Here is a 14,069-nt window from a genome sequence, read left to right on the forward strand (position 1 = left end):
TCCCCGCGATCGCATCCAAAAAATAGTACAATAACCCTTAGTCATTACGAGGAGCGATCTGTGGTTATTGCCCAAACTCATCCCCCCAATGTTCTCCCAGATGCAACGGTAACTCACATTACGCCAGATGAATACCGCGCAAAAGAAGAAATCGCCGAAGAATGCCACGAATATCGTAATGGAGAGATAATTGTCATGCCAGGAGGTTCTCCCCTTCATAGTCGTATTGCTGTAGATATTACAACTTTTCTGAATGTGACGCTTCGAGATACGACTTTTGAAACTTATAATGGCGATCTGCGAATCTGGATTCCTCGGTTTAATTGTGGTACTTATGGCGATGTTTTTGTTATTGAAGGAGAGCCAGAATTTAATGGCGATCGCCAAGATGAAATTCTCAATCCTAGATTAATTGTTGAAGTGCTTTCTCCTTCAACAGAGGCTTATGACCGAGGGGAAAAGTTTAGAAAATATCGATCGCTTACCAGTTTTTGCGAATATCTTCTCGTCAGCCAAAATGAACCCTATGTAGAGCAGTATTATAATAGCGATCGCGAGAATGAAAATCGCTGGCAATGGCAGGTTTGCGATCGCCTTGAAGATGCGATCGTCCTACAGAGTTTAAATAATATAGAACTCCCGATGAGAGAAATCTATCGTCGCATTGAATTTTAATATTATGCAAATTTCATAGAAGCCTAGATTACTAGATTAACTAAGCCAAAGGTAGCCAAATCATAAAAGCAGTACCGAGTAAACGATCGCCTTGAAGATTATCGGATACTTCGATTTTGCCGTTCATTTGCTCAATTAACCCTTTCACGATCGCCAAACCCAACCCCGTCCCCTCAATTTCTCCTTCCTCTTGTATCCCCCGATAGTGGCGATCGAAAATGCGATCGCGATCGCCCTCTGGAATGCCATATCCCGTATCGCGAATGGCAACGCCTTGGAGAAGTCCATTTTCATGATCTAACCCTGCTTCCACGGCAATATAACCCCCTCTGGGTGTATATTTGATGGCATTATCAAGGACATTATTTAAAACTTCCCGCAGCGCATTCGCATCGGCTTGAATGGGGAGCAAATCATCGGGAATATCCATCCTGAATTCTAACCCGCGATCGCCCGCGATCGCCGCCGCCGATTGCAACAAGGGATTTAAAACCTCTGAAATAGGAAAGGTTTGCAGTCTTAAACGTGCTTCGGGAAGAAGGGAGAGAGGAGAAGATTTACTTGAAGATTTACTTTCGGGTAATAATTTCTGGGGTGGGGAATCAATCAATGTTGCTGCATCTTGACTCATTTCGTCGAGATAAACGTCAAATTGCTTGAGGAGAGTTTGCAAGCGATCGCTTTCTCGAATCAGATTTTCAGCAATTTCGCTATTCTTGTCCCCCGGTAGAAGACGCTTTAGCAATAATTTACCAAAAGTTCGTAACGCCGTCATCGGGTTGCGTAACTGGTGCAGGAGATCGTCAAAGCGATCGCGTTGTGCAGCGATACTAAGCTGCTGTTGCAGAAGTTGTTCCTTTGTCCATCCCTGCTGGCGATCGAGATATCTGGCGATCGCCAAAGTTCGGACAATATTTTCCACTTGGGCTAATTCTCGTTTTTCCCATTCGCGATCGTCTCTGCGCGTCACCAATACTCCCAAAACTTCTTCCTCATAAAGAAGCGGTAACATTGCTTGACGTTTTCCCCACAAATCTTTAATTTTGCCTTCCCTGGCAATAAACTCCTTTTCTAGGGTGCGATCGGCGATTTTATCTTCTCTTCCTTTCAGCGATCGCTGAGATTCGGGCAAATAGCGAGGAAATGGTGGATTAGATTTTTGCCATCCCTTTCCAGACTTATCAGGTTGTTCCTCAGCATAGCGGACGATACTGGCATCAGGATACACTACAACCGGAACAAGATTGGGATTAACCCCCTCTACCCATTTTTCCGTTAGATAAACCGCACACCAAGTCGCCCCTAATCCTTGGACTAAGACATAAACCTGGGCTTGACACAGGGCAATGAATTCTGAACTCGGTCTAACGAACATCATAACCCCAATAATAAGCGATCGCCTCGAGGCAATGGGTATGGGCTGAATCCATCTCCCCCTCGTTTCTTGAATATTCTTCTGAATAACCCTTGTATATTTTATGAAAAAATGATAGACTTCGGCGTATATCTATAAATTATTTTCTCATTCATTAAAGATTCTGCGCCAACAATCATGATGAGAGTTCCATGATGAGAGTTCGTGATGAGAATTTGTAATGAAAACTTGTAATGAGAATTACTGGGAATTATTGGGGAATTATCCGAGAATTACTTTTGGTTAAATTAACTAAAACTTATTATTCTCCTAAAACCCCTTGATTTTTTGAAAAAAAGCAGATATACTAGCCACGGTTTTGTAACTAGGATTACAAAAACTAGAACTACAAACCGGGTCTTAAAATTTAGTTTCGAGAACAGGAGGTAGGCAGTTTGGCCAGAAAACGCAAACGCAAGAGTCGTCGTCGCCAAGAAGGACGTAAAATTTTGGAGCTAGTGCCTCAATTTAACCTCGAGAGTGGTGAGGATAAACCCGTCACTGCAGCCCGTAAATACATTGCATCGAGAGGAATTATTCCTCCTGCATTATTGGTTGTAAAACGGAACGAACATACGACAGACCGCTATTTTTGGGCGGAAAAGGGGCTATTTGGCGCTCAATATGTGGAAGAGAATCATTTTCTTTTCCCCAGTTTGAGGACTATTGCCCCCCAGATTACACAAAAGAAAGCAACAAAACCACCTCTGGCGATCGCTAATCTTTAGGCAAAACCAGTTTTTAAGACTAGGATTCATACTAGCTGGGAATCTTAGCTCAAAATCTTAGCTTAAAATAGCTTAACCGTAAATGGCGCTAAACTAACAAATCAAATTCTATTTTACCACAGTCGGGTAAAGTGGAATTTGATTTTGTTGGGCTGGCATTTTTTTGTTTTATGGAAATTACTCAATGCTTGCATACGGCCTTGCTTGTCTGCGATCTCGATCGCGCTAAACACTTCTACGGGACTATTCTCAATCTCCCTATCGCAGAAAGAGATTTAAAATTTGCGGGAGTGTGGTATCAGGTGGGCAATTATCAAATCCACCTAATTGTTAATACGGAATTTTCAGGAAACCTCTACGATCGCGCCAAATGGGGACGAAATGCCCATATTGCTTTTAATGTGGATAATTTAGCCGAACTTAAGCAGCGATTGCAAGCCCATAACTGGCCGATGCAACTCAGTTCTTCCGGTCGTGCCGCAATTTTTATTCAAGATGCTGATAAGAATATAATAGAAGTCAATCAGATGTAGAACAAGGGCATTTAGAGACAATTCGTGAGAATTATTGCTTATATTTATGCCGATCCCGCGATCGAGTCCGTCCCCGATGCTGATATTTGGGGTTTAGAGGTCGATCGCGTCTATCGAGATTTAGGCGATCGCGTCCAACTGCAACAACTCTTACAAGATTCCCAAGGTAATCCTCCCGATTATCTCCTCTTACGCCGCTTAGATGAACTGGGAGACACCCTCGAAATAGTGGCAACAATCTTGGCGCAAATCGAGGCAATAGGGATAATAATAATTGCTACGGAACAGCATTATCACTCCTTTGAGACAACTCAACAAGACCCATCCGGCGATCGCCTTTTCGACCTCTTAGCAGAAATTCAGCAAAATCAATACAGTCGTCGCATTCGTCAAGGTCATGCCCGCAATCGTATCAAAGCAATGCCCCCTCCTGGCAAGGCAACTTATGGGTATCGACGAGGGAAAGACCGCTATATTTTAGATCGTTCCACGGCTCCAGTGGTTAAAGATTTTTTCGAGCATTATTTACTTTATAGTTCCCTACGAGGTTCAGTTCGCTACTTAGAAAAGAAATATGGGAAAAAAATTTCCGTCGCAACCGGTCGTCGTTGGTTAGCGAATCCTATTTATCGTGGCGATACGAAGTATCATAACGGCGATATTCTTCCTAATACCCATACGGCAATTTTATCCCGCGAAGAAGCCGCACAAATCGATCGCTTATTAAAGCGTAATAGTCGTTTACCCTCTCGTAGTGCCAGTGCGCCGCGTTCTTTAGCTGGGTTGGTAATATGCGGGCAATGTTACTCTCATCATACCATTACCCGCGTTACTGCCCGTAAAAAAAGCAAAGAATACTTGTATTTACGTCCCGTTAGTTGTCCCGAACAAAATAAATGTAAAGCAATTCCTTACCAAGATATTTTAGAACAAACTATCGCGCAAATCTGTCAAATTTTACCCTTGGCGATCGCCGGGATGAATGCCCCCGAGGGAAGCAATCCTAAAGGCGCGATCGCGGCACAAATGGCGCAAAAAGAAACAATTATGCAGCAACTCCCCGACTTGCAAAAACAAGGAATTCTCGATGCAGAAACCGCCGATCTGCGTCACTATAAACTCCGCACAGAATTGGCTCAATTGCAACAAAAACTGTCTCAACTTCCCCCCGATAATTTAAAACCGATCGCCCAAGCAATTTCCTTTCCTCAATTTTGGTTAGACTTGTCAGAATCTGAGCGTCGCTTTTATTTTCGAGAGTTCATCAAAGAGATTAAAATTATCCGCGATCGCGATCTACAATGGCATCTAGAATTAGTCTTTATTTTTGGGTCGTAAAACTGCTATTTCTCGATATATTACAAGTAACTCGTGCGAGATCGTTTTGGGGGCGAATATTACAAATTGTTTCGCCGCGATCGCTTTTATTTGCTAAAGTACGATTAGAGCGAGGACCCAGCCATTGAGCAATTAGTTTTACTTGATATTCCGATGAGGTTGAAGATAATTGAGACTCTATTTCCCAAAGGTCATTTTCCTTGAGAAAATTCAAGTTTTCCAAGACTTGAGACTGAAAATTGGGGAGAAAACTTGCCCCTTCACTGGCTTTTAATTGTTCGTTGACTTCCCCCCAGGGGCGATCGTTAAATCGTTGTTCGAGTAATTTTCGCATTTCTTCAAGAATCAAAAAAACGCGAGGTTGAGAAGGAGAAATATCCAACGTAATGACAAACTTACTCTCGCTAAAATCTTCACTCAGAAGACTGGGATATTTTTGCAGCCAATCATGGCAGAGGAAAGAAAATTGTAACCAGCAAGCCATTAAAATTTGTGTTTCTAATAAAATGACAACAGCTTGACGTTTGGTAGAATGAGGAACTTTAAACTCTAAATTGCGAGTAATAAAATGCGCCAACGATGCAATAATAGCAGCCAAAGGAAACCACAAAAGAGCTAAGATTTGCGGTTTTATGCCAAACAGTTTCCAAAAAAATAAACAAATTGAAACGGCAACAATCCAAGGAGTAGATTGCCAACGATTTTTGATGCCAATCCAAGCAATACTAATGATTAAAAGGAGATAACCAACGATGGCAATTACTTCCCCCAGAAATCCTCTGGCGATCGCCGACATAACCCCAGAAAATAAACTTAAACAAAATAACGTTTGCCAGCAATAGGCGCGAGGAGGTTTCAAGGTATTCCAGATTTGATCAACAATATCTTTCATTATATTTGAGATATATTTAAGATAATAATAAGCAAAGCAATAATACTATTACTTAAAAGATTCGCTTGAAAAATCGTAGCGATCGTATTGGCATCAGCTTGAATAATTGCTGTATTAATTCTATTCATAAAAGAAACAGATTCTTGTTCGGCTTCATCGTCTTGTTCGGCAGAACTTTTCAAGAATGCTTCTAAAAGCTGCAAACCTTTGAATTCTATAACAATAGTTAAGGCGAAAATCATCACCAAAATAATAGCGAGAACAGGATAAACATGAATCCATCGGTTCATCTCATTGAAATTATTGAAAAAGATAATACCAATTAAATGTAGCCTCTCGCTTTCTGGTGCAATATTTTGAAATATAAAAAAGACAAACCAGAGAATAATTGTTGATAAAAGATTAATCGAGATGGAGAACTCTATACTCTGTTTGCGCGTTAATCTTAATTTTTGTTGCAAAACGATCGCCTCAATCGAAATACCGATAGATAGCGTGAGAAGTTGTAAAATAACCAGTGGAATAGGTAAAAATACGATAGACATCACGGACAGTTAATCGGTAGACAAGAATAGAAATTTTTGTGAAGGTTTTCAGTAATTGCTCACAACAAAGGCAAAATAACGTTAGTCTTAATCTAAGACCTTCCCCTACACAGTAAAGCTATGGCAGTTTTTCATCAACGCTCCACCATCGAACATCCGGTAGAAGAGAGTACGCGCACTCGCATTTTGCAAGCGGCTCAACGCTTGTTCGCGCGGAAGGGTTATGATGGCACCACCACTCGAGATTTAGCATCGGCGGCAAATGTAGCAGAAGGAACATTATTTCGCCATTTTGCCAATAAAAAGGCAATTTTGGTGGAAGTAGCAACGCGAGGATGGGTTGAAATTCTGACTGATTTACTGACAGAGTTGAGTGAAATGGGGAGTTATAAGGCTGTCGCACAGGTCATGCGAAGACGAATGCTACGAATGCGCGAAAGTCACGATCTGATGCGCGTATGCTTTATGGAAGCGCAATTTCATCCCGAGTTGCGCGATCGCATTCAGTCAGAAATTATCGATAAAATGACGGATGTAGCAGAGGCATTTTTTGAGACAGCAATGGAACGAGGAATTTACCGTAAGATGAATCCTAAAATCGTCGCGCAAGTATTTTTGGGAATGTTTGCAGTGGCGGGTTTTTCCGACCAAACTATTATCGACCCCAATGCCTCGCCAGAATCTATGAAAGAGATGGCAGAAGGCATTGCTGATATTTTTCTACAAGGGGTTTTGGTGAAGGGAGAATGATGAGTTATGGGGGATGAGGGATGAATTTTTCTCTTCACTCCCCACTCTCAACTCTCAACTAATTCCCTTCCTTCGCGAGTACCTTCTCAAAGGTTTTTAGATCGACTGCACCGCTTAAGACTTCACCGTTGAAGGCAAAAAAGGGCGTTCCTTGAATGAGGAGCGATCGCGCTAGTTGGATATCTTCGGCGATCGCATCTTCGGCTTGGGAACGGTGGCGATCGCGATCGAACTGCTCTAAATCTAAATTAATATCTTCGGCAAGTTCTAGATACAATTCTTCACCCAACTCTTCTTGATTTGCAAACAAGCCATCATAATACTGCCAAAACTTGCCTTGTTGTCCCGCAGCATAAGCCGCTACAGCAGCATTGAAGGCTTGAGGATGAATGCTCAGAGGCAGATTTTTGTAAACTAGGGTAACGCGATCGCCGTATTTTGCCATAAACTCCTTCACCGTTTCCCTGGCAATAGAGCAAAATGGGCATTGAAAATCCGAGAACATGAAGAGAACATTTTTACCCTCCTTTGCCCCTTGGATGGGAGATTCACCAATAAAGGCTTGTGGGTTGGCCTGCATTTGCTGTACAACAGCTTTTTGCATCGCCTTTTGTTGTGCTTCTTGCTGACGTTGATAATTTTGTACAGACTCGATAATCGCTTCGGGATGAGCGCGAATAATACTTAATACTTGTTCTTCCAATGAGTTTGTATTATCTGCACGAGCAGGCAATGTATCGATCGATAATCCCAAACATAACAAGCCAATAAAGAAAAAATTAGAGAGAAAATTTAGGAGTTTCCCAATTTTATTGTGCATCCTTCTGAAAATAAGAAAAAATCAACACCCTCCAACATAACCTAGTTCCTTGACCATCAAGATTTAAAAATCCCGCGCTAGAGCAAAGATGTTAGCGCGGGAGAAATATCATGATTTATCCAATTGTCTGCGAAGGTCTCCCAATTCTGCATCAACAGGAGGTGAGGTACTCGCACTGGGTAACGCTCCTTGGTTTGGAGAAGAACCCCCCAACATTTGTGCCTTCATCGCCGCGAGTTCGTCATCAACATCGCTACCACTTTCTAGCGCCGCGAATTGACTTTCAATGTTAACACCTCCCAACTCTCCCACCGCTTGAGAACGTGCTTCCATTTCCAGTACCTTTTCTTCCATGCGATCGAACGCTGCCATCGAACCCCCCGTACTGAGAGACCCCATCGTACCTTGTAGCTGTTCATTCGCCTTCGCTGCTTGTACGCGAGCTTTGAGCATATCTTTCTTGGTTTTAGCCTCAGAAATTTTGCTCTCTAAAGCAATCAAATTCTTTTTCATGGTTTGAACTTGACCGCTTTGGGTATCCAGTTGAGCCTTGAGTTGAGCCGCAGTATCTGAACTGGTTTTTTTACGCTGCAAAGCCTCCCGAGCTAAAGTCTCATCTCCCTTAGAAAGGGCAAGTTGAGCGCGTTGCTGCCATTGGTTAGCATCTGTTTGGTTTTTGTTGTATTGCTGTTCGGTGCGTTTTTGAGTCGCGATAGAACGGGCGACGGCTTGACGCAACTGCACCAAGTCCTCCTGCATATCAATAATAGACTGCTCCAGAATTTTCTCTGGATCTTCTGCTTTACTCACCATGTCGTTGAGGTTGGCTCTCAAGACGCGGCTCAGGCGATCGAATAATCCCATGACTTTATTTATCCTATTGAAAACGTACAGAACTGAGTGATAAGAATGCAGCCAGAGCAAGCTCGGCGTGCGGTTAAGATTTATTTACGTTTTTCGCTATTATCTAGTCTAGCTTTTTGCGGGGTTTGCTTGCCATTATTGCTATTTTGCGACTGAAAAAAACATTATGAAATATTTGTTACATTCATTCTCAGATTCCTTAACTACACTGGAGGGGAGGAGTGTTCCCGATAAAATTCATCGATCTTAAACAAACGGATATTCATATTCATGATTACTTGTCCTTGCTGCGCTCGAGCCATGCTGATGTATGCCCAAAAGGGTCGTGCTTACTGGTTTTGTCCGGATTGTCGTCAAGAGATGCCCGATCTATTAAGTGTAATGATGACTGCCAACCAAGCACGACACAAGGTTAAATCGTTGTCATCTCCGTTACTTCCCGAACCGGCTGAAGTTCACTAAGAAGAGAAAATCAAGACAATCTCAAGGCAAAATTCACAAGGTTACACGGGCTGCATTTGTGAGTGAGGAGTCGAGAGTTTTGCCTGAAATTGTTCTAAGTCAGCCAAGGCGCGATCGCGGTAAACCCCATATCGTTCCCGTTTATTGCGAATGCGTTCTTGTAGAGGGGGGATAATGCCAAAATTTGGAGGCATAGGCTGAAAATGTTTGGCAGAAGCGGAAGTAATAAACTCAAATAATGCCCCCATCATCATTGTTTTTGGCAGGGTAACGGGGTCTAAGCCCAAAATTAATCGCGCTGCATTCGTCCCTGCCAACCAACCTCCCGCCGCCGCCGCCGTATAACCTTCTGTTCCTACTAATTGACCCGCCGCGAGGAGAGTCGATCGCTGTTTGAATTGTAGGGTGGGCGCTAGAAGTTGGGGAGAATTAATAAAAGTATTGCGGTGCATGACTCCCATGCGAACAAATTCAGCTTTTTCTAAGCCCGGAATGAGCCGAAAAACCTTTTTTTGTTCTCCCCAACGCAAATTAGTTTGGAAGCCAACCATGTTCCAAAGTTGTCCTTCTTTGTCTTCTTGGCGCAATTGGACGACAGCATAGGGGCGCTTACCTTTGTTTTCCGGTGCTTTAAAGTCGCCGTAACGGGAGTCGAACAAACCCACGGGTTTGAGGGGACCGTAACGCATGGTATCTTCTCCCCTTTGTGCCATTTCTTCAATGGGAAGACAGCCTTCAAAAAATTTGGCAGTTTCTCGTTCAAAGTCTTTGACGGGGGCTTGTTCAGCTTGACAGAGTTCTTGCAAAAAATGCAGGTACTCTTCTTTGTTCATGGGACAGTTGAGATAAGCTGCCTCTCCTTTATCATAGCGGGAGGCAAAAAAGGCAATTTCTTTATTGATGGAGTCCCCGACAACAATGGGGCTGGCGGCATCGAAAAAACTCATATATTCCATGCCTGTGAAGCCCTGCAAGTCGGTGGTCAGGCTGGCACTGGTGAGGGGACCTGTGGTGAGGACAGCGACCCCATCGGGGGGAATTTGGGGGATTTCTTCCCGGCGCAATTCGATCAGGGGATGTTGGGACAGGGTTTCGGTTAATTGGTTGCTGAAGAGCCCGCGATCGACGGCTAAGGCTCCTCCGGCGGGGACTTGATGTTCGTCGGCTTTGCCAATAATAATAGACCCTAAACGGCGCAATTCTTCCTGGAGAAGTCCGGCGGCGCGATCGCTTTGTTTGGCCCCAAAGGAGTTACTACAAACTAATTCTGCCAGTTCTTGGCTATGATGGGCGGGGGTCATTTGTACGGGACGCATTTCCGACAAAATTACGGGGACTCCAGCGCGGGCAATTTGCCACGCCGCTTCGGTGCCGGCGAGTCCGCCTCCAATTACGCGCACGGGATATTGGGTCATTTTTTGATAATTGAGTATTGTAAAGTATTATAGTCGCACCGATCGAGAAAATTTTATGGCTGAAATTGCAGAACGTCCCGTCCCCCAAATTGATACCTCTACGGTGCAACTCACCAAAGAAGAGGCATTGACGATCTACGAAGATATGGTACTGGGGCGACAGTTTGAAGATAAATGCGCTGAAATGTACTATCGGGGCAAAATGTTCGGCTTTGTCCATTTATATAATGGTCAAGAAGCGGTTTCCACCGGGGTCATTAAGGCGATGCGTCCCGATGAAGATTATGTTTCCAGCACCTACCGCGATCACGTTCATGCCTTAAGTGCAAGCGTACCTGCCCGAGAGGTGATGGCAGAATTGTTCGGTAAGGAAACGGGATGCAGTCGAGGGCGAGGCGGATCGATGCACATGTTCTCAGAACCTCATCGCTTATTGGGGGGCTATGCCTTTGTTGCAGAAGGAATTCCTGTGGCTACGGGGGCGGCATTTCAAAGTAAATATCGTCGAGAAGCCCTGGGAGATGAAACTGCTGACCAAGTGACGGCTTGTTTCTTTGGGGATGGTGCGAGTAATAATGGGCAGTTCTTTGAGTGCTTAAATATGGCAGCATTGTGGAAATTGCCGATTCTCTATGTAGTGGAAAATAATAAATGGGCGATCGGGATGGCTCACGATCGCGCCACCTCCCAGCCGGAAATTTACAAAAAAGCGAGCGTTTTCGGGATGCACGGGGTTGAAGTGGATGGCATGGATGTACTGGCTGTCCGCAAGGTCGCACAAGAGGCGATCGCCCGTGCCAGGGCTGGAGAAGGTCCTACCCTGATCGAAGCCTTGACCTATCGTTTCCGAGGTCATTCCCTCGCCGATCCTGATGAACTTCGCAGCCCCCAAGAGAAGGAGTATTGGAATGCTCGCGATCCCATTAAACGCTTTAGTGCTGATGTATTGCAGCGAAATTTACTTACTCAAACGGAGTTAGACGCGATCGACGAGAAAATTCAGGGGGTTATTGCAGATGCGGTGAAATTTGCTGAGGAAAGTGCAGAACCGGATCCCAGTGAATTATATCGCTATATTTTTGCAGAAACATAAATAACAATTTTGCATTTTATGTTATTGCACTGACTGCCGATCAAAAGCAGAAAGAGCCAGTTCTTAAAGAAAGCTGGCTCTTTTCAGGCGATCTTGTTTTTTTTATATTCAGGGTCTTTTATGGATTTGACCCCATTTAAAATCTAGGGTCTTTATTAAAGCTGACCCTATTTAAACTTTTATAATCATGTCAGGGATCGCTAATTTCCCACGAATTCGTAATATTTTCTTTATATTTTTGGATTTCCTGCCTTTTTTCAAGGGTTTTGCTACAACCAAGGGCAGAAAAAGTCAGGGATTGCCCATAAAATTCACTATCTCCTCAAATTGTCATCAACTGGTTGTTAATGATATGGGACGCGGATTTGGTAATCTCTCAGTCGCGATCGCCTCCGATGCAGCAAAATCATATTTGACCAGATTTTCCAGTTCTTCCAATTGGCTAATTGCTTCGGCCCCCTCCAACTTCATTAACTCGCGATCGTCCCGCATTTCCGTCCATGTAATGCCATAGTCAGAAACGAGAAAGCGAATCAGGTGATTGTCTCCCAAACTCACCATAAAGGAAGCGCTATTCATCTCGCCGCCACAGGTATAGCAAGAAGCCAAATAGCCTCGATTTTCCAAAACAGTTGCCAATGCTTGCAGATTCATGACGAGATCGCGAACAAATTGACGGTGTTGCTGTGCTAATCGTAAAAACAATGTCTTTTCCTCCAAACACCAAGTACATTCTATTGTACGCCTTTTTTAACGTTTTCTTAAGATTGTATCTTGATGGGGTTAAAGGCGTAAACCGATCTAACCTTAGTCTTTATTATCCTTATTATTTCGACGCATCCCCTAAATGCGATCGTTTGTTGACATGACTCAGGTATCCATCGACTTAACTAATACACATTTTTTGGTTTTTGTCAAGATACTTGTTTTGGGAAATTCTGCTGCGATCGCAATTTGCCAATCGAATCCCGCGATCGCTTTCCCATTCATTATCTACATTGCACTATCTATTCAGAAATTCTTATATTTCTATATCTTTACAACCATTTGCAAAACTTAATAATATAAAAAGAAATGTCGATCAATTGCCGCCGCTAAAACCCCTAAATCTCGAACAATACGGTTTTCTGGGCGAAAAAATGCCTTTCCTATGGTAAACCGTGCTTTTCCTTCTTCCTGCATAATAAACTCTCAACTATCAACAGGAATTTCAATGATAAATTCTGTTCCTTCTCCAATAGTAGAATGACACTTTAATTTTCCTTGATGCCGTTCTACAATGATTTTATAACTAACGGATAATCCTAAACCCGTTCCTTGACCGACAGGTTTTGTCGTAAAGAAAGGTTCAAAAATACGATGTTGCGTCTCTTCATTAATTCCCATGCCATTATCAGCAATTTTAATATAAATACAGGTTGAATTTTTTACAGATGTTTCGATTTTAATATATTTTAACTCTTTTTCGGATTCTTGTAAAGTATCGATCGCGTTACCGATAATATTTAAAAAGGCTTGATTAAGTTGACCTGCATAACATTCAACTAAGGGTAACTCCCCATAATTGCGACGAATTTCAATAGTTTCTTGGGTTGCTGAGAGATAAAGACGATTTTCTAAAATAGTTAGGGTACTTTCAATTCCTTGATGGATATTCACTCGTTTTTTATCCGATTCATCAAGTCGGGAAAAATTACGCAATGAGATAACAATTTCTCGAATGCGATCGGCACCAACTTCCATCGAATCAATAAGTTTAGGTAAATCTGCCTCTAAAAATTCTAAATCAATTTCTTGTTGCTGTTCCTTGATTTTAGAAGTCGGATTTGGATATTCTTGTTGATAAAGATCGATACATTTTAATAAATCCTCAGCATAATTTCTAACATAAGCTAAATTGCCATAAATAAAATTAACAGGGTTATTGATTTCATGGGCAATTCCCGCAACAAGTTGCCCCAAACTGGACATTTTTTCTTGTTGCACTAACTCTGCGGTCATTTGTTGATTTTCTTGAAAAATCCGCGAAATTGTTTCAAACCAAAGCAACCAATCTCGAGTAATATTTTCAGGAATTTTTGGATTTTGATTCTGACTAGATTGCTCAATATACCGAACGAGTTGGTTAGCGGGGATAATAAATTCTCCTGCGATAATTTGATTGGCGATCGCCAGCATTAAAGTCAAACCAATGAGAAGAAGACCCCAACCTAATCCCAATTGAGTTAAAATAGGAAGTAAAATATCAACTTGTTTGGCAAAAAAGACTAAAGACCAAGGCGCTTGATGTAAATTAGAATGAAGAAATAAATATTGGCCAAATTCTTGACTATTTAAGTTTTCTCCTTGTAGAAACTGATACACCTTTTCTCTTAAATTTGCTGAAATAAGATTCCACAAGGATTGAATTTCAAGAGTAGGATTGTTGAGATTTTCAGGAGAAGCTAAGACTTGTCCACCATTATTAATCAAAAATAATCTTCCCTGGCTAAACTTTGATTTTTCTAAAATTTTACTCAATTCATCTAGAGTAACATCAA

General features: G+C 42.5%; 16 protein-coding genes. 7 read left to right on the forward strand and 9 right to left on the reverse strand.

From position 1 onward, the window contains the following. Positions 1-60 precede the first annotated feature (60 nt). On the forward strand, positions 61-675 hold the full coding sequence (locus VB714_RS19275) for a Uma2 family endonuclease (RefSeq protein ID WP_416309742.1): 615 nt from the start codon (positions 61-63) through the stop codon (positions 673-675). Positions 676-715: 40 nt separating this feature from the next. Here VB714_RS19275 and VB714_RS19280 read toward each other — a convergent pair whose 3' ends face one another. Beyond that, on the reverse strand, positions 716-2,053 hold the full coding sequence (locus VB714_RS19280; RefSeq protein ID WP_323226294.1) for an ATP-binding protein: 1,338 nt from the start codon (positions 2,051-2,053) through the stop codon (positions 716-718). Between the two features lie 431 nt (positions 2,054-2,484). On the opposite strand from VB714_RS19280, the gene VB714_RS19285 reads away from it, so the two are divergent. The 3 genes from VB714_RS19285 to VB714_RS19295 all read left to right on the forward strand — a co-directional run bounded on the left by VB714_RS19285 (position 2,485) and on the right by VB714_RS19295 (position 4,688). Continuing rightward, positions 2,485-2,817: a DUF3155 domain-containing protein gene (locus tag VB714_RS19285; RefSeq protein WP_204105326.1), complete on the forward strand. Its 333-nt coding sequence runs from the start codon at positions 2,485-2,487 to the stop codon at positions 2,815-2,817. A gap of 170 nt (positions 2,818-2,987) precedes the next feature. Further along, the gene (locus tag VB714_RS19290) at positions 2,988-3,350 is read left to right on the forward strand and encodes a VOC family protein (RefSeq protein ID WP_323226295.1); all 363 of its coding nucleotides are present in this window, start codon (positions 2,988-2,990) and stop codon (positions 3,348-3,350) included. Between the two features lie 24 nt (positions 3,351-3,374). Beyond that, positions 3,375-4,688 (forward strand): recombinase family protein, encoded by a 1,314-nt coding sequence (locus VB714_RS19295; RefSeq protein ID WP_323226296.1) that lies wholly within the window; start codon positions 3,375-3,377, stop codon positions 4,686-4,688. On the opposite strand, the gene VB714_RS19300 is transcribed toward VB714_RS19295, so the two are convergent. Together VB714_RS19300 and fraC are read right to left on the reverse strand one after the other, a co-directional pair. Continuing rightward, the gene (locus tag VB714_RS19300; protein WP_323226297.1) at positions 4,672-5,580 is read right to left on the reverse strand and encodes a DUF5357 family protein; all 909 of its coding nucleotides are present in this window, start codon (positions 5,578-5,580) and stop codon (positions 4,672-4,674) included. The two genes, VB714_RS19295 and VB714_RS19300, sit on opposite strands and share 17 nt — an antisense overlap. After that, on the reverse strand, positions 5,580-6,125 hold the full coding sequence (gene fraC / locus VB714_RS19305; protein ID WP_323226298.1) for a filament integrity protein FraC: 546 nt from the start codon (positions 6,123-6,125) through the stop codon (positions 5,580-5,582). Before fraC ends, VB714_RS19300 begins: the two co-directional genes overlap by 1 nt. 120 nt (positions 6,126-6,245) lie before the next feature. Here fraC and VB714_RS19310 point away from each other — a divergent pair, with 120 nt between their 5' ends. Beyond that, positions 6,246-6,875, forward strand: a complete 630-nt coding sequence (locus VB714_RS19310; protein ID WP_323226299.1) for a TetR/AcrR family transcriptional regulator — start codon at positions 6,246-6,248, stop codon at positions 6,873-6,875. Between the two features lie 58 nt (positions 6,876-6,933). On the opposite strand, the gene VB714_RS19315 is transcribed toward VB714_RS19310, so the two are convergent. Both VB714_RS19315 and VB714_RS19320 read right to left on the reverse strand, forming a co-directional pair. After that, entirely contained in the window at positions 6,934-7,695 is a 762-nt protein-coding gene (locus VB714_RS19315; RefSeq protein ID WP_323226300.1) for a DsbA family protein, read from the reverse strand. Positions 7,696-7,803: 108 nt separating this feature from the next. Next, positions 7,804-8,559 (reverse strand): PspA/IM30 family protein, encoded by a 756-nt coding sequence (locus VB714_RS19320; RefSeq protein ID WP_323226301.1) that lies wholly within the window; start codon positions 8,557-8,559, stop codon positions 7,804-7,806. Between the two features lie 270 nt (positions 8,560-8,829). On the opposite strand from VB714_RS19320, the gene VB714_RS19325 reads away from it, so the two are divergent. Next, positions 8,830-9,021, forward strand: a complete 192-nt coding sequence (locus tag VB714_RS19325) for a hypothetical protein (RefSeq protein WP_323226302.1) — start codon at positions 8,830-8,832, stop codon at positions 9,019-9,021. 41 nt (positions 9,022-9,062) lie between these two features. On the opposite strand, the gene trmFO is transcribed toward VB714_RS19325, so the two are convergent. Continuing rightward, on the reverse strand, positions 9,063-10,436 hold the full coding sequence (gene trmFO, locus VB714_RS19330) for an FADH(2)-oxidizing methylenetetrahydrofolate--tRNA-(uracil(54)-C(5))-methyltransferase TrmFO (protein WP_323226303.1): 1,374 nt from the start codon (positions 10,434-10,436) through the stop codon (positions 9,063-9,065). Between the two features lie 55 nt (positions 10,437-10,491). Here trmFO and pdhA point away from each other — a divergent pair, with 55 nt between their 5' ends. Then, positions 10,492-11,529 (forward strand): pyruvate dehydrogenase (acetyl-transferring) E1 component subunit alpha, encoded by a 1,038-nt coding sequence (gene pdhA / locus VB714_RS19335; protein ID WP_323226304.1) that lies wholly within the window; start codon positions 10,492-10,494, stop codon positions 11,527-11,529. A gap of 333 nt (positions 11,530-11,862) precedes the next feature. On the opposite strand, the gene VB714_RS19340 is transcribed toward pdhA, so the two are convergent. The 3 genes from VB714_RS19340 to VB714_RS19350 form a co-directional block, all read right to left on the reverse strand. Beyond that, a complete protein-coding gene (locus VB714_RS19340) occupies positions 11,863-12,234 on the reverse strand; it encodes a DUF1815 family protein (protein ID WP_323226305.1) in 372 nt (123 codons plus the stop codon). A 351-nt stretch (positions 12,235-12,585) separates the two neighbouring features. After that, positions 12,586-12,711: a hypothetical protein gene (locus VB714_RS19345; protein WP_323226306.1), complete on the reverse strand. Its 126-nt coding sequence runs from the start codon at positions 12,709-12,711 to the stop codon at positions 12,586-12,588. Between the two features lie 9 nt (positions 12,712-12,720). Beyond that, the coding region (locus VB714_RS19350) for a sensor histidine kinase (protein ID WP_323226307.1) at positions 12,721-14,069 on the reverse strand (1,349 nt) is incomplete at its 5' end.

The sequence above is a fragment of the Spirulina sp. 06S082 genome, assembly GCF_034932145.1.
Taxonomy (GTDB): domain Bacteria; phylum Cyanobacteriota; class Cyanobacteriia; order Cyanobacteriales; family Spirulinaceae; genus CCY15215.